Below are 14517 nucleotides of genomic sequence, written 5' to 3' on the forward strand. Positions count from 1 at the left end.
AGTGTCAAGGCGGGTGAGACAGATTCCGTCAGGCGGTCTGTATGAGGGCCTCCTGTGAGGGCTGGTTGATCCAGGCGGCCTCGGGCAGCGTGGGCGCCTGGGGTCGGCGGTGGCCGAAGCGCTCGGGACGGGCGGCGTAGGCCGCGTCCAGGGTGGTCTGGCGCTGGGCGCGGACCTGCCCGGCGGTGCCGAAGTGGACGCTGGCGGGGGTGTGCAGCCCGATCCCGCAGTGGCGGTGCTCGTGGTTGTAGTAGGCGAAGAACTGCTCGGCGAACGCGCCGGCGTCGGCCAGGGACCCGAAGCGCTCGGGGAAGACCGGGGCGTACTTCAGCGTCTTGAACGCCGCCTCGCTGTAAGGGTTGTCGTTCGACACGTGCGGGCGGGAGTGCGACCTGGCCACCCCGAGGTCGACGAGCAGCTGAGCGACCGGTTTGGAGGTCATCGAGGTCCCGCGGTCGGCGTGGATCGCCTCCGGCACGCCATGGATGCCCATGGCGTGCTCGAGCAGGTTCTTGGCGATCTCGGCGTCCTCGCGGGCCGCGATGGTCCAGCCCACGACGAACCTGGAGAAGATGTCGAGCACGACGTACAGGTCGTAGTACACGCCCCGCTCCGGCCCCTTGAGCTTTGTGATGTCCCAACTCCACACCTGCCCCGGCGCCGTCGCGACGAGCTCGGGCCGGGTCCGGGGCGGGTGGCTCGCCTGCCGGCGCCGTTCCCCGGCCATGTCGTGCTCGCGCAGGATCCGGTGCATCGTGGACATCGAGCACAGGTAGGTGCCCTCGTCCAGCAGCGTGGCCCAGACCTGGGCGACCGACTTGTCCGCGAACCGCTGGCTGGTCAACACGGCCAGCACGTGGGCCCGCTCGGCGGCGGACAGCTTGTTCGCCGGTGCCGGCCGCGGTGTCCGTGGACGTGGCGGTGGCGGGTTCTTGGCCCGGTAGTGACTGGCGCGGGAGCGACCCAGCAGCGCGCACGCAGCCGCGGTGCCGACGTGCTCGGCCAGCCCGTCGACGGCCGGGTTGATCACCGCGGCGACCGCGGCGGCTTGTCCGCGCTCTCGGAGAGCGTCTCCAAGAGCGCGTGTGCTTTTCCCATCAGGTCCAGCGCCGCCCTGGTCTTGGCCAGCTCGGCCTCGGCCTTCTCCGCCCGGGCCCGTAGCGCCTGCAGCTCCCGCTCGCGCCGGTCCCGCGGCTTGCTGCCCAGCCCGGACAGCGAGCCGGCGGCCGCGGCCTTGCGCCACTCGATGATGTGGGAGGTGTACAGGCCCTCCCGGCGCAGGATCTCCCCACGCCCAGAGCGGTCCGCGGCGTCGTACTCGGCCAGGATCGCCGCTTTGAACTCGGCGGTGAACGTCCGCCTCTTGGGCCGGTCAGCACGAGGAGCCATAGCCCCATCATCGGTGCCGACGTCAGCAACCGTCATCGTCATCTCAGTATTGGTCCGTTCTCGCCCCGTGCAGTGCGAAGGTCAGCAGTGCTGGTGTCTCACCCCATCCTGACGCACAGGGGCATGCCGTCCGTTCCGCAGGGCTGGCAGACGCGCTGCCCATCGGCGTTGGTGGCGGTGAGCTTCTTCATCCGCAAGCACTGGGGGCACTCGCCACGCGATCGGCTCTGCGCGCAGCGGAAGCACTCGCGCTGTCCTTGCTCGTTGCGCTTCTTGACGACCTTCCGGGTGCGACACGTCGGGCAGAGCGGGAGCCGGACACCCGTCACGCCTTCGCGTGCGAGATTCGCAAGAAAAACCTGGACGATGACGGTGGTCTCAGCGTGCACGTCAGCGGGATCGAACTCTTCGCTCGACAGCAGGCGGAGCACTCCGTTCCGTCGCGACGGTGCGATGATCCGCTCTGCCGCGTCGACTATGGCCTGTTCCAGCGCGGTCACGCCTTTGTTGGCCTGCGCCGCCGCGACGCGCAGCCCGAAAGCCCCGTCCGGCTGCGGGGTGCCGCGTGGGATCGTCACGGCTTCGGTCGCTGGATGCGCGCGGGGACGGGGCGCAGGTCACCGATGTCCTCGATCCTCCCGCTCGTGCCCGTCGCCTCCACCGACCGCACGGCAGCTTGATCGAGGACGAGCAGGTCGCTGGGCGTGCAGTCCAGGATCGTGCAGAGCGCGGCAAGGACCTCGACGTTGAGACGTTGCGGGGCCTGCGTCACCAGCCGGAAGACCTGCTCGCGGGAGAGCGCGACGCCTTCGGCTTTCAACGGTTCGAGGAGGTCGGTGGTCTTGAACATGCCGCGCTCGGCCATCAGCGTTCGCAGCCGCCAGGTGATCGTCTTCGTTGTCATCAGGTGCTTCCTTCCGGGAAGTAGAACTTGTCGATCGCCGCAGCCAGGACACGATTGCGGTAGTCATCGGTCACCGAGGTGTAGATCGCCGTCGTCGAGGCGTAGGCGTGACCGACTTGGGTCTGCACGAACTGCTCCGCGTAACCGAGCTCGATCAGATGCGTCACGTAGGAGTGGCGCAGGCTGTGCAGGGTCAACGCGCCGGGCAGCCCGGCCTCGTCGCGCAGCTGTGCGAACCGGCGGTCGAGGTAGCGGTCACCGACGCGCGTGCCGCGCTCGGTCGGCCATAGTCCCGGATGGTTGCCGGGGTTGAACTTCTCCCGAACCTGCTCGACGTAGACGCGCAGCCCGTCGATGGCCCAGTCGAACTCCGGTAGCGACAGTACCGAGCGACGCTTGGGGATCGAGCCTTTCGAGGACTTCCCGTGCCGCACGTGTAGCAGCCCGAACCGGCCCCATTGCGGTGTCTTCGCGTTCGTGCGCAGATCGACCACATCCAGACCCAGCGCCTCGCGGCGGCGTAGCCCCCACGCGTAGATCGTCTTCAGCAACTGCGCGTCCCGCAGCGCGGCCAGCGCGCCCTTGCGGCCCTGCTGTCGCAGCGTCTCCACTCGGGCGTCCGCGACGGCGAACAGTGCCTCCAGCTCGTCATAGTCCAGCGGGCGACGGCCCGGCGTGCCCTCGAAATCGACGGTGTGCGCGACCGTGTTCCACTCGAAGCATACCTGTGTCGGCACCGACCCGAACCGAGACCGGCACTCCGCGACCCAGCCGTAGCGCTGGTCGGTGATGAAGTCGCAGAACGCGCGCAACGTCAGGTGATAGATCCGCACTGTCGACCGCGCCAACGGGCGTGGGCCGCTGAACAGGCTCGTCGTAAAGTCCTCGACGTCACCCGGCAGCCACTCCCACGGGTATGAGTCCGCGAACCGCTGGAACCGCTCCACCTGCCAGCGGCGCATCTGAATAGTCTGCGTCGCCAGGCCACGGCTCGTCTGCTGGCGGGAAAACCCATCGAGCATTCCGCTGAACACGGCCGCGTCCTCATGCAACGGCACGACGCCCGGCTGCCGAAGCAGCAGCACCTCCGCATCATCACTCACCCCATCATTATTGCATCTAATGCAACGTTATGATGGGTGACATGGCTCACAACGCGGATCGCGCCCTTGCGAAACCGCCCGGAATCGTGGGGCCGAGCACCCATCCGGGGGCATCGGCGCTCCCCCACTCCAGGGCTACGCTGACAAGCAGGCGCGATCATGGCGACCCGAAGGCGCGGAAACACGCGGAATCGCGGGATGTTGCATCAGCTCGAAAAGTTCTCGGTTTCATAGTCATGCCTTCAGTGAAGCGAACGGTCGACACGACCGATCCCCGGCGCGAGGTCTGGCGGGAGGGCCTCGGGGTCGCGATCGCCACGAGCGCGTACGGCATCTCCTTCGGCGCGCTCGCCGTGGCATCCGGACTCGACGTCTGGCAGACCTGCGTGCTCAGCCTGCTCATGTTCACCGGCGGCTCGCAGTTCGCGTTCGTCGGCGTCTTCGCCGCCGGCGGCGTCGCTGCGCTGCCCGCCGCGATCGCGTCCGCCGGGCTGCTCGGCGTGCGCAACCTCGCATACGGGATGCGGATGTCGCCGGTGATCGGATCCGGCTTCCGCCGTCGCGCCGCGGCCACGCACTTCACCATCGACGAATCCACCGCGGTCGCCATCTCACAGGACGATCCGCGTCTCGCCCGGCTCGGCTTCTGGGTCACCGGGATCGGGATCTTCCTCGGCTGGAACGCCACGACGCTCGTCGGCGCGCTGCTCGGCGACATCCTCGGGGACCCGCGGCAGTGGGGGCTGGATGCCGCGGCGGCCGCCGCCTTCCTGGCGCTGCTCTGGCCGCGGCTGCGCCGGCGTCAGGCGGTCGTCGTCGGCGTCGCGGCGGCGGTGGTCGCGGCGAGCCTCACCCCGGCGCTGATGCCCGGCCTTCCCGTGCTGGTCGCGGCGCTCGTGGCGATCGTCGTCGGCTGGTTCGACTGGTTCGGACGGGAGGCGGTCGCATGAGCGTCTGGAGCGCCGTGCTGCTCGCCGCGTGCATCTGCATGGCGCTGAAGGCCGCCGGCTACCTGGCCCCGGCCACGGTGATGGAGGCGCCGAGGCCCGCGCGCATCTCGGATCTCCTCACGGTCGCACTGCTCGCGGCCCTGGTCGCCGTGCAGAGCCTCGGCGACGGGCAGGCGATCGTCGTCGACGCGCGGGTCCCGGCGGTACTCGTCGCGGCCGGGCTGCTCTGGATGCGCCAGTCCTTCCTCGTCGTCGTGATCGCGGCGGCCGCGGTGGCGGCGCTCCTGCGCCTGCTCGGCTGGGCGACGTGAACCGGCGGGGCGACGTGAGCCGGCGGGGCGATGCGAGCCGGCGGGGCGATGCGAGCCGGCCGGTAGGCTGACGGGGTGCGCTCTGTGATCTCCCGTGGTCTGTCCTGGCTGGCGGCCGCGCTGATCGGCGGCGTCTACGGCATCGCCGCGACCATCGCGCACAGCTTCCTGTGGGGGGCGATCCCGGTGGGCCTGATCCTCGGCGCGATCGCCTGCGCCTCGCTGCTGATCGCGCTGCGGGCGCTCACCGGCGACCGGTGGGCCGCACTCGCGGCCGGCTTCGGCATGATGGCGCTCATCCTCGTGATCTCGCAGCGCGGCCCGGGCGGATCCGTCGTCGTCCCGAACACCCCGCTCGGCAACATCTGGACCTACCTCGTCGCCGGCATCGTCGTGCTCGTCGTGGCCTGGCCCGATCTCTCGCGCCTGCGGGCTTCCGCGCCGACGGCTCATACGCAGCGCCCGGCGCCGGCGCCGCACGAACCCCCGGCATCCGTGCACCGGCGGCCCCCGGCATCCTCCCCGCCGGCCGGGCGGGAACCGCCGTCCCCGCACGGGTCGTAGACTGGGACCGTGACGTATGTGATCGCCCTTCCCTGCGTCGATGTGAAGGATCGTGCCTGCATCGACGAGTGCCCCGTCGACTGCATCTACGAGGGGGAGCGCTCGCTGTACATCCACCCCGACGAGTGCGTGGACTGCGGCGCCTGCGAGCCGGTCTGCCCGGTGGAGGCGATCTACTACGAGGACGACCTGCCCGAGGAGTGGCAGGACTACTACAAGGCGAACGTGGAGTTCTTCGAGGAGATCGGGTCTCCCGGTGGCGCTGCGAAGGTCGGCGTCATCCACCACGACCACCCGATCATCGCCGCCCTGCCCCCGCAGGGGGAGTAGGTGGGGGTCCGCGAGCTCGCCGACTACCCCTGGGACGCCGTCGCTCCGTACCGTGAGCGCGCCGCGCAGCATCCGGCCGGGCTGATCGACCTCTCCATCGGCTCTCCGGTGGACCCGACGCCGGAGGTCATCCGTCGTGCGCTCGCCGAAGCCACCGACGCGCACTCCTACCCGCAGACGGTCGGCACCGCTGCGCTGCGGCAGGCGATCGTCGACTGGTACGCGCGACGCCGCGGCGTGCCCGGCCTGACACCCGCGAACGTGCTGCCGACCATCGGCTCGAAGGAGCTCGTCGCGCTGCTGCCCACCCTCCTCGGCCTCGGACCGGGCGACATCGTCGTGCATCCACGCGTCGCCTACCCGACCTACGAGGTGGGCGCGACCGTCGCGGGCGCCACGGCCGTGGCATCCGACGACCCGGCCGAGTGGCCCGAGGGCGCGAAGCTCATCTGGATCAACACGCCGGGCAACCCCGACGGACGCACCTGGACCGTGCCGGAGCTGGCATCCGCCGTCGCCCGCGCCCGCGAGCTGGGTGCGGTGCTCGCCAGCGACGAGTGCTACGCCGAGCTCGGCTGGGAAGGGCCGTGGGCGACCGAGCCGGTGCCGTCGGTGCTCGACCCGCGCGTCACCGGCGGCACGCGCCAGGGCCTGCTCAGCGTGTACTCGCTGAGCAAGCAGTCGAACCTCGCCGGGTACCGGGCCGCGTTCCTGGCCGGATGCTCCGCGATCGTCGCCGACCTGCTGCGCGCACGCAAGCATCTCGGCCTGATGCCGCCGGGGCCCGTGCAGCACGCGATGACCGTCGCGCTCGGCGACGACGAACACGTCGCCGCGCAGAAGGCGCTGTACCGCCGTCGCCGCGACGTGCTCAAGCCCGCGCTGGAGGCGGCGGGCTTCCGGATCGACGGTTCGGAGGCGGGGCTGTACCTGTGGGCCACCGAGGACCGCGACGCGTGGGAGTCGATGGGGCGGCTCGCGGATGCCGGCATCCTCGCCGGGCCGGGCCACTTCTACGGTGCGCACTCCGGCGACCACGTGCGGCTCGCGCTCACCGCGCCGCTGCCCGCGGTGGAGGAAGCAGCGCGCCGACTGACCGGATTGTAGATTCTCTCATGTGACCGCGCCATCTCTTGGCGGATGTCACAGTAGGCCACGGTCGCGGCTAGGCTGTACGAGCGATGCAGTCGACATCCGCCCCGGCGCAGCGCGCCGCACTTCGTCCACGACGTGAAAGCAGGAGGTTCGCGTGAGCGCAGATCAGCCCGAGAAGGCGACTCTCACGGTCGGCGACAGGACGGCGGAGTTCCCGGTGCTGCGCGCGACGAGCGGGCACGACAGCATCGACTTCTCGACCCTGACGCGTCAGACCGGCTACACCGGCCTCGACTACGGGTTCGTGAACACGGCCTCCACGAAGTCGGCGATCACCTTCATCGACGGCGATCAGGGCATCCTGCGCTACCGCGGCTACCCGATCGAGCAGATCGCGAGGAACTGCAGCTACCTCGAGGTGGCGTGGCTGCTCATCTACGGCGAGCTGCCGACCCCAGACGAGCTCGCCGAGTTCGACGAGAAGGTCCGTCGGCACACGCTGCTGCACGAGGACCTCAAGCACTTCTTCTCCGCACTGCCGCACACGGCGCATCCGATGGCCGTGCTGTCCTCGGCCGTGGCGGCGCTGTCGACGTACTACGACGGGCAGACCGACCCGCACAACCCCGAGCACGTCGAGCTGAACCAGATCCGGATGCTCGCGAAGCTCCCGGTGATCGCGGCCTACGCGCACAAGAAGAGCGTCGGGCAGGCCTTCCTCTACCCGGACAACTCGCTGAGCTTCGTGGACAACTTCCTGAAGCTCAACTTCGGCGTGCTCAGCGAGCCGTACGAGGTCAACCCGGTGATGTCGAAGGCGCTCGAGCTGCTGCTGATCCTGCACGAGGACCACGAGCAGAACGCCTCCACCTCCACGGTGCGCCTGGTCGGGTCCACCGGTGCGAACCAGTTCGCGTCGATCTCGGCGGGCATCCAGGCCCTCTCCGGCCCGCTGCACGGCGGCGCGAACGAGGCGGTGCTGACCATGCTCGGGCAGATCCGCGAGTCGGGGCAGAGCGTGCAGCGCTTCGTCGAGCGCGTGAAGAACAAGGAGGAGGGCGTCAAGCTGATGGGCTTCGGCCACCGGGTCTACAAGAACTACGACCCGCGCGCCAAGCTCGTCAAGGAAGCCGCCGACGAGGTGCTCGCCGAGCTCGGCGTCACCGACCCGCTCCTCGACCTCGCCAAGGAGCTCGAGGAGATCGCCCTCGCGGACGACTACTTCAAGGAGCGCCGCCTCTACCCGAACGTCGACTTCTACACCGGCGTGATCTACAAGGCGATGGGCTTCCCGACGCGCATGTTCACCGTGCTGTTCGCCATCGGACGGCTGCCGGGCTGGCTCGCGCAGTGGCGGGAGTTGCAGCTCGACCCGCAGACCAGGATCGGCCGTCCGCAGCAGCTGTACGTCGGCTCGGCCGAGCGTCCCTACCCCAGCCGCTGACGTCCGTCGGCGGATGCGCCGTCGCCGCCGCGCGCCTTCGGGTCGCGGAAAGTGCCGTTTCGGGGCGTGCAGAGCGGCGTTTTCTGTGACCTGAGTAACGGATGCCGGCGGTGCGGTCCTTTCGGGGCGCGCCGTCGCCGCCGCGCGCCTTCGGGTCGCGGAAAGTGCCGCTATCGGGGTGCCTGGGGTTACTCGGGTCGCAGAAAGTGCCGTTTCGGCGTGTTCAGAGCGGCGTTTTCTGCGACCTGAGTAACGGATGCCGGTCAGCGGCCCTGCGGGCGGCTGGCGCGCCGCGAGCCCTGCGGCCGGCTCTCGTGCCTGGCCGGGCGCGCCGCGTCGTGATCGCGGGCGCCGCGCTGGTGCCCCGACGGCGCCTGCGCGTGCGCCTGGCCGTGCGCGCGACCCGCACCGGATGCCGCGGAGCCGTGCTCGCCGCGGACGCCGTGACGACCGCCGGACGCGGACGCCCGCCCCGCCGGCTGCCCGGACTGTCCCGCGCGCCCGGCGGTGCGCCCGGACGTGGCGGATGCCTGACCGCCGCGGCCCCGTCCGCGACCGCGACCGCGACCGGAGGACGACGCCGCGTTCTGCGTGGAGGACGGGGCCGGACGGTTGCCCGCCGGAGTGGCAGGCGACGGCTTCACGAGGGCGGCCCGCGTACCGACGACCTCGTCCACGGCATCCGCCGTCACCGGCTCGAGGGGAGCGGTGATCTGCGCCTTGCGGAGCAGGTCCTTCACGTCGCGGCGCTGCTCGGGCATCACCACGGTGACGACCGTGCCCGCGCGCCCGCCCGGGCGGTGCGGCCGGAGCGGTGCAGGTACGCCTTGTGCTCCACCGGCGGGTCGACGTGCACGACGAGCTCGACGTCGTCCACGTGCACGCCGCGCGCCGCGACGTCGGTCGCGACCAGCACGCGCACGCCACCGGCATCCGGTGCCGCGCCGAAGGCGGCGAGGTTGCGCTCACGCGCGTTCTGCGACAGGTTGCCGTGCAGGTCCACCGCCGGGATGCCCGAGGCGGTGAGCTGCTTCGCGAGCTTCTTCGCCTGGTGCTTGGTGCGGGTGAACAGGATGCGGCGGCCGGTGCCGGATGCGAGGTCCTGCACCAGGGTCTTCTTGCTCTCGGCGTCGGCGGTGAGCAGCACCCGGTGGGTCATCTCGCCGACCGGCACGCTGGCCTCGTCGACCTCGTGGCTGACCGGGTTGCGCAGGAAGCGCTTCGCGAGGGAGTCGATGCCGCGGTCCAGCGTGGCGCTGAACAGCAGGCGCTGTCCACCGGCCGGCGTCGCGGCGAGGATGCGGGTGACGCCGGGCAGGAAGCCGAGGTCGGCCATGTGGTCGGCCTCGTCGAGCACCGTGATCTCGACCGCGTCGAGTGACACGACCTTCTGCTTCATGAGGTCTTCGAGGCGGCCGGGGCAGGCCACCACGATGTCGACGCCGGCGCGCAGCGCCTGCTCCTGCGGGCGCTGGCTCACCCCGCCGAACACGGTCGTCACGCGCAGGCCGACGGCGGCGGCGAGCGGCGAGACGGTGGCGGCGATCTGGGTGGCGAGCTCACGCGTCGGCGCGAGCACGAGGCCGCGCGGGCGGCCGGGACGGCGGGCGCCGCCGGCATCCGCGAGACGCGCGACCAGGGGCAAGGCGAACGCGATGGTCTTGCCGCTGCCGGTGCGGCCGCGGCCGAGCAGGTCGCGGCCGGCGAGGGAGTCCGGCAACGTGTCGCGCTGGATGGCGAAGGCCTCGGTCTTACCGTCGGCGGCGAGGACGGATGCCAGGGACGCGGGCACGCTGAGGTCGAGGAAGGAAGTCATAGGTGGCTCCAGATGGGCACGCGCGAGGGGCGTGCGGGAAAGGTGGGCGACGGCGCGGGTTCGCGCATCGGTTCGCCGTTCGAGAAGTTCGCGGCCGGAAGGCGGCGCGGGAGCGTGTCGACGACGCAGGCGCTCCGCCGTGACGGGGAGCGACCCTTGACAGTAGCACGTCCCCCTGTGCATCCCCTCCTGCCGCGTTCGGGGCGCATTTTTGCGTTCGGGGCGGATGACAACCGCCCCGAACGCGAGAATCCGCCCCGAACGAGGGGAGTGAAAGCGCCCCGAACGCGGGGAGTGAAAGGAGGGAGGGGCGAAGGGTGCGACCCGGGTCAGGCGTGCAGGGCCTCGTTCAGCGTGACGCCCACGCCGGTGCGCTGGGTCGCCTCGACGGCGCCGGTCAGCGAGTTGCGGCGGAACAGGATGCCGTCCCGGCCGGACAGCTCGGCGGCCTTCACCGTCGGACGTCCGCCGTCGGCGGTGTCCGGACCGTCGGCGAGCACCACCTTCGTGCCCGCGGTCACGTACAGCCCGGCCTCGACGACGCAGTCGTCGCCGAGGGAGATGCCGATGCCGGCGTTCGCGCCGAGAAGCGTCCGCTCACCGATCGACACCCGTACGGTGCCGCCGCCGGAGAGGGTGCCCATGATGGACGCCCCACCGCCGATGTCGCTGCCGTCGCCGACCACGACGCCCTGGGAGATCCGTCCCTCCACCATCGAGGCGCCGAGGGTGCCGGCGTTGAAGTTCACGAAGCCCTCGTGCATCACGGTGGTCCCGGGGGAGAGGTGCGCGCCGAGCCGCACGCGCGAGGCATCCGCGATGCGCACGCCCTCGGGCTGGACGTAGTCGGTCAGCCGCGGGAACTTGTCCAGGCCCTGCACCTGGATGCCGTGGCGCTGCAGCACCGGACGCAGGCGCGTGGCATCCGCGGGCAGCATCGGGCCGGCGTTCGTCCACGCCACGGTCGGCAGGTGGCCGAAGATGCCGTCCAGGTTCAGCTCGTTCGGCTTGACCAGCAAGCGCGACAGGGCGTGCAGGCGCAGGTAGGCGTCCGGGGTGGAGGCGACGGGCGCGTCCAGGTCCACCGACAGCTGCACGAGCTCCACCGTGACGTTGCGGCGCTCGTCCGGCTCCGCCAGCGCCTGCCAGGTCTCCGCCGCGGAGGCCGCGTCCGCGGCATCCGGCTCGCCGAGGCCGATCTCGGGGAACCAGGCGTCCAGCACGGTGCCGTCCCCGGCAGTCGTCGACAGTCCGATACCCCACACGGTGCGCTCAGTGCTCATCCCTCCAAACTACCGCCCTGGGCACCGCATGCCGGGCCGATAGGCTGGGAGCCATGCTGCTCGATCCGACCGCATCCTCCGTCGACCTCACCCGCGCCATCTGCGACATCCCGAGCGTGTCCGGCGCCGAGGGGCGCCTGGCCGACGAGCTCGAGGCGGTGGTGCGCGGCTGCGCCCACCTCGAGGTGATCCGGCACGGCAACACGGTCGTCGCTCGCACCGACCTGGGCCGGCCGCAGCGGGTCGTCATCGCGGGACACATCGACACCGTGCCGATCAACGGCAACGTGCCCACCCGCGCCCTCTCCATCGACGGCGAGGACTTCCTCTGGGGCCGCGGCACCGTCGACATGAAGGCCGGCGTCGCGGTGCAGCTCAAGCTCGCCGTCGAGCTGACAGCGCCCGTGGTCGACATCACCTGGATCTGGTACGACAACGAAGAGGTCGAGGCGTCCAAGAACGGGTTGGGGCTGCTCGCCGCCGACCGGCCCGATCTGTTCACCGCCGACTTCGCCATTCTCGGCGAGCCCTCCAACGGCCAGGTCGAGGGCGGATGCAACGGCACGCTGCGCGCGCTCGTGCGCACCCGCGGCGTCCGCGCGCACAGCGCCCGCTCCTGGATCGGCGAGAACGCCATCCACGGCGCCGCGCCGATCCTGGCGCGGCTCGCGGAGTACCGGGCGCGGGAGATCACCGTGGACGGGCTCGGCTACTGGGAGGGGCTGAACGCCGTCCGGATCACCGGAGGCGTCGCCGGCAACGTCATCCCGGACCTGTGCGAGATCGAGGTCAACTACCGCTTCGCGCCGAACAAGTCGATCGCCGAGGCCGAGGCGCACGTGCGCTCGGTGCTCGCCGGGTTCGAGGTGGAGATCACGGATGCCGCCGACGGCGCCCGTCCGGGCCTCGACGCCCCGATCGCTCAGCAGTTCCTCACCGCCGTCGGCGCCGAGGCCCGGCCGAAGTACGGCTGGACCGACGTGGCCCGGTTCTCGGCGCTCGGCGTCCCGGCCGTGAACTACGGGCCCGGCGATCCCCACCTCGCACACCACGACGAGGAGCGGGTGCCGCTGGCTCAGATCGAGGACGTGGAGCGCGGACTGCGGGCGTGGCTCACCGGGGCGTGAGCCGCGGCATCCGCTCCTGGGCCCGGCTGCCGGTCGTCGCCCGGATCGCGATCGTCTACCTGCTCGCCCGCGTCATCACCACGGGCTTCCTGCTCGCGGCGGCCGGGATCTCCACCTCGCTGTCGCGGTTCGGGGCGGATGCCGGCCTGGCGGACTTCGTGCTCGGCTGGGACGCGCAGTGGTACTGGTGGGTCGCGGAGAACGGCTATCCCCGGGAGCTGCCGCGCACGGCATCCGGCGACGTGGCGGAGAACGCGTGGGCGTTCATGCCGGTGTACGCGTACCTGGCCAAGCTGGTGGGATTCGGGGTCTGGGGCGCCGGGGCGCTGACGGTGTCGCTCGTGAGCGGGTTCCTCGCCTGCCTGGCGCTGCACGGCCTGCTGCGGGACCGCATCGGAGAGAGCGCGGCGATGTGGGCCGTGACGTTCTTCGCGATGGGGCCGCTGGCGGCGCTGTTCCAGGTCGGCTACGCCGAGGCGCTGTTCGTGCTGCTGCTGCTCATCGCGCTCGATCTCGTCTCCCGGCACCGGTACGGGTGGCTGTACGCGCTCGTCCCGGTGATGGGCTTCACCCGGCCCGGCATCCTCGCCTTCGCCCTGTTCCTCGGGCTGCACGGCATCGCGAGGTGGCGCCGCCGCCGCGCCGAGCCGCTGCCCGGGCGGGATGCCGTGCACATCGTCGCCATGGGCGCGCTCGCGACCATGGTGGGCTTCTCCTGGCAGGTGATCGCCGGCATCGTCACGGGCGAGCCGGGCGCCTACCTGCAGACCGAGCTGTCCTGGCGGCGGAACTGGATCGCCGAGCCGGTGACGCAGTTCGTGCCGTTCGAGGGCTTCGTGCAGGCCGCGGACTTCTGGTTCTCGCAGTGGGGGATGCCGGGCTGGTGGGGCTGGGTGGTGCTGGTGCTGCTCGTCGCCGGCACGGCGCTCCTGCTGCTGCGCGGGCGGGCGGTGCGCCGGCTGGGCGTGGACGTGCGGCTGTGGAGCGCGAGCTATCTGCTCTACCTGCTCGCGGTGTTCTTCCCGCAGTCGAGCACGTTCCGGCTGCTGATGCCGCTCACCCCGCTCTGGGGCGCCGTCGCGGTGCCGCGGCCGCTCGGGTATCGCATCGGCGTGCTCCTCGCGTGCCTGGCCGGGCAGTGGGTGTGGATCCTGAACATGTACGGGCTGGCGCAGACGTTCTGGCAGGTCCCGTGATTCCCCGCGCGGCGGCGACCGCCCGGCGCGGAACCCTACCGATAAACTTGAGCCATACCACCGAGGAAAGGGAGCCACGATGGCAGCGATGAAGCCGAGGACCGGCGACGGACCGATGGAGGCCGTGAAGGAGGGGCGACTCATCATCGTGCGGGTTCCGCTCGAGGGCGGCGGCCGTCTGGTCGTGTCCGTGAACGACGCCGAGGCGAAGGAGCTTCACGACGTGCTCGGCGCCGTCGTGAACGCCTGATTCCAACGGACTGGCAGAAGGGCGGTGGAGGATTCCACCGCCCTTTCGGCGTTTCCGGGGCCGCCGGCGGTGCCCGCACCGGTTCAGCCGGCGTGCCTCACGCTGCGACGCGGGTGAGCTGCAGCAGCCCTTCGCCGGCCGTGGACAGCGCGGCCAGCACGGCCTGCGACTCCTGGGTCTCCTGGATCAGCGACCGGTACGCGGTGGTGACGGCGTCCCGCTGCACGGGGTCGGCGGCGCGGCCGCCGGCGAGCACGCGGGGGACCAGCACCAGTCCGCCGGTGCGGACCAGGCGCAGCCCGTGTTCGACGTACTCGATGACGTTCTCCGGGTCGGCGTCGACCAGCACGATGTCGTAGGCGCCCTCGTTCATGCGGGGAAGCACGTCGGCGGCGCGGCCGGTGATGAACCGCACGCGCGCCGGGGGGATGCGCGCGTCCGTGAAGGCCTGCCGGGCGGCGGCGAGGTGCTCCGGCTCGTTGTCGATGGTGGTCAGCACCGCCTGCGGGGCGCCGCGCAGCAGCCACAGACCGGAGACGCCGGCGCCGGTGCCGATCTCCACGATCGAGCGGGCGCCGGATGCCGCGGCGAGCACCGCGCACTGCGCACCCACCGGGGCGCTGATCGGCGCCGCGCCGAGCTCGAGCGCGTGCGCACGGGCCCGCCCGATCGGGGCGGGTTCGACGGTGGTCTCACGGACGAATCGGGCGTTCGCGTCGTGCTCGCTCATGCCTCTCAGATTAGGCCGGGACGGT

General features: G+C 71.2%; 17 protein-coding genes. 9 read left to right on the forward strand and 8 right to left on the reverse strand.

Annotated elements, in window-relative coordinates:
- Positions 1-28: 28 nt before the first annotated feature.
- The 4 genes from JSY13_RS03545 to JSY13_RS03560 all read right to left on the reverse strand — a co-directional run bounded on the left by JSY13_RS03545 (position 29) and on the right by JSY13_RS03560 (position 3396).
- Positions 29-1425 (reverse strand): IS3 family transposase gene (locus tag JSY13_RS03545; protein ID WP_432806446.1). Its coding sequence is split into 2 segments (ribosomal slippage): positions 29-1089 and positions 1089-1425, totalling 1398 coding nucleotides; the frame shifts between segments, so codons are not numbered across the junction.
- A gap of 62 nt (positions 1426-1487) precedes the next feature.
- Positions 1488-1967 carry a hypothetical protein gene (locus tag JSY13_RS03550; RefSeq protein ID WP_259607664.1) on the reverse strand — a complete coding sequence of 160 codons (480 nt, stop codon included), beginning with the start codon at positions 1965-1967 and terminating at the stop codon, positions 1488-1490.
- On the reverse strand, positions 1964-2293 hold the full coding sequence (locus JSY13_RS03555) for a helix-turn-helix domain-containing protein (protein WP_259607665.1): 330 nt from the start codon (positions 2291-2293) through the stop codon (positions 1964-1966). Before JSY13_RS03555 ends, JSY13_RS03550 begins: the two co-directional genes overlap by 4 nt.
- Complete coding sequence (locus tag JSY13_RS03560) at positions 2293-3396, reverse strand: tyrosine-type recombinase/integrase (protein ID WP_259607666.1); 1104 nt, start codon at positions 3394-3396, stop codon at positions 2293-2295. The genes JSY13_RS03555 and JSY13_RS03560 overlap by 1 nt, the downstream gene beginning before the upstream one ends.
- A gap of 236 nt (positions 3397-3632) precedes the next feature.
- Between JSY13_RS03560 and JSY13_RS03565 the strand changes: the two genes are divergently transcribed.
- The 6 genes from JSY13_RS03565 (at position 3633) to JSY13_RS03590 (ending at position 8090) form a co-directional block, all read left to right on the forward strand.
- On the forward strand, positions 3633-4346 hold the full coding sequence (locus tag JSY13_RS03565) for an AzlC family ABC transporter permease (protein ID WP_432806433.1): 714 nt from the start codon (positions 3633-3635) through the stop codon (positions 4344-4346).
- Positions 4343-4657 carry an AzlD domain-containing protein gene (locus JSY13_RS03570; RefSeq protein WP_259607669.1) on the forward strand — a complete coding sequence of 105 codons (315 nt, stop codon included), beginning with the start codon at positions 4343-4345 and terminating at the stop codon, positions 4655-4657. The genes JSY13_RS03565 and JSY13_RS03570 overlap by 4 nt, the downstream gene beginning before the upstream one ends.
- Positions 4658-4732: 75 nt before the next feature.
- Complete coding sequence (locus tag JSY13_RS03575; RefSeq protein ID WP_259607670.1) at positions 4733-5221, forward strand: histidinol dehydrogenase; 489 nt, start codon at positions 4733-4735, stop codon at positions 5219-5221.
- Positions 5222-5230: 9 nt separating this feature from the next.
- On the forward strand, positions 5231-5551 hold the full coding sequence (gene fdxA / locus JSY13_RS03580) for a ferredoxin (protein ID WP_259607671.1): 321 nt from the start codon (positions 5231-5233) through the stop codon (positions 5549-5551).
- Entirely contained in the window at positions 5552-6658 is a 1107-nt protein-coding gene (gene dapC, locus JSY13_RS03585) for a succinyldiaminopimelate transaminase (protein WP_259607672.1), read from the forward strand.
- 142 nt (positions 6659-6800) lie between these two features.
- A complete protein-coding gene (locus tag JSY13_RS03590) occupies positions 6801-8090 on the forward strand; it encodes a citrate synthase (protein WP_259607673.1) in 1290 nt (429 codons plus the stop codon).
- 263 nt (positions 8091-8353) lie between these two features.
- On the opposite strand, the gene JSY13_RS12650 is transcribed toward JSY13_RS03590, so the two are convergent.
- From JSY13_RS12650 to dapD, 3 genes are all read right to left on the reverse strand, one after another.
- Entirely contained in the window at positions 8354-8857 is a 504-nt protein-coding gene (locus tag JSY13_RS12650; RefSeq protein ID WP_432806434.1) for a hypothetical protein, read from the reverse strand.
- The gene (locus tag JSY13_RS03595) at positions 8851-9906 is read right to left on the reverse strand and encodes a DEAD/DEAH box helicase (protein WP_432806435.1); all 1056 of its coding nucleotides are present in this window, start codon (positions 9904-9906) and stop codon (positions 8851-8853) included. The genes JSY13_RS12650 and JSY13_RS03595 overlap by 7 nt, the downstream gene beginning before the upstream one ends.
- Before the next feature lie 329 nt (positions 9907-10235).
- On the reverse strand, positions 10236-11189 hold the full coding sequence (gene dapD, locus JSY13_RS03600) for a 2,3,4,5-tetrahydropyridine-2,6-dicarboxylate N-succinyltransferase (protein WP_259607674.1): 954 nt from the start codon (positions 11187-11189) through the stop codon (positions 10236-10238).
- Between the two features lie 53 nt (positions 11190-11242).
- On the opposite strand from dapD, the gene dapE reads away from it, so the two are divergent.
- From dapE to JSY13_RS03615, 3 genes are all read left to right on the forward strand, one after another.
- The gene (gene dapE, locus JSY13_RS03605; RefSeq protein ID WP_259607675.1) at positions 11243-12316 is read left to right on the forward strand and encodes a succinyl-diaminopimelate desuccinylase; all 1074 of its coding nucleotides are present in this window, start codon (positions 11243-11245) and stop codon (positions 12314-12316) included.
- Positions 12298-13512 carry a hypothetical protein gene (locus tag JSY13_RS03610; protein ID WP_259607676.1) on the forward strand — a complete coding sequence of 405 codons (1215 nt, stop codon included), beginning with the start codon at positions 12298-12300 and terminating at the stop codon, positions 13510-13512. The genes dapE and JSY13_RS03610 overlap by 19 nt, the downstream gene beginning before the upstream one ends.
- A gap of 79 nt (positions 13513-13591) precedes the next feature.
- A complete protein-coding gene (locus JSY13_RS03615) occupies positions 13592-13762 on the forward strand; it encodes a DUF3117 domain-containing protein (RefSeq protein ID WP_259607677.1) in 171 nt (56 codons plus the stop codon).
- A gap of 97 nt (positions 13763-13859) precedes the next feature.
- On the opposite strand, the gene JSY13_RS03620 is transcribed toward JSY13_RS03615, so the two are convergent.
- Positions 13860-14492 (reverse strand): O-methyltransferase, encoded by a 633-nt coding sequence (locus JSY13_RS03620; RefSeq protein ID WP_259607678.1) that lies wholly within the window; start codon positions 14490-14492, stop codon positions 13860-13862.
- Between the last annotated feature and the right edge of the window lie 25 nt (positions 14493-14517).

The sequence above is a fragment of the Microbacterium neungamense genome, from assembly GCF_024971095.1.
In the GTDB taxonomy this organism is placed as follows: domain Bacteria; phylum Actinomycetota; class Actinomycetes; order Actinomycetales; family Microbacteriaceae; genus Microbacterium; species Microbacterium neungamense.

Bases quoted from the DNA above. Each gene is read 5' to 3' on its own strand.
- JSY13_RS03615 (WP_259607677.1), top strand. From the start codon at position 13,592: ATGGCAGCGATGAAGCCGAGGACCGGCGACGGACCGATGGAGGCCGTG.
- JSY13_RS03570 (WP_259607669.1), top strand. From the start codon at position 4,343: ATGAGCGTCTGGAGCGCCGTGCTGCTCGCCGCGTGCATCTGCATGGCG.
- JSY13_RS03595 (WP_432806435.1), bottom strand. From the start codon at position 9,906: ATGACTTCCTTCCTCGACCTCAGCGTGCCCGCGTCCCTGGCATCCGTC.
- JSY13_RS03565 (WP_432806433.1), top strand. From the start codon at position 3,633: ATGCCTTCAGTGAAGCGAACGGTCGACACGACCGATCCCCGGCGCGAG.
- JSY13_RS03555 (WP_259607665.1), bottom strand. From the start codon at position 2,293: ATGACAACGAAGACGATCACCTGGCGGCTGCGAACGCTGATGGCCGAG.
- JSY13_RS03620 (WP_259607678.1), bottom strand. From the start codon at position 14,492: ATGAGCGAGCACGACGCGAACGCCCGATTCGTCCGTGAGACCACCGTC.
- dapE (WP_259607675.1), top strand. From the start codon at position 11,243: ATGCTGCTCGATCCGACCGCATCCTCCGTCGACCTCACCCGCGCCATC.
- dapD (WP_259607674.1), bottom strand. From the start codon at position 11,189: ATGAGCACTGAGCGCACCGTGTGGGGTATCGGACTGTCGACGACTGCC.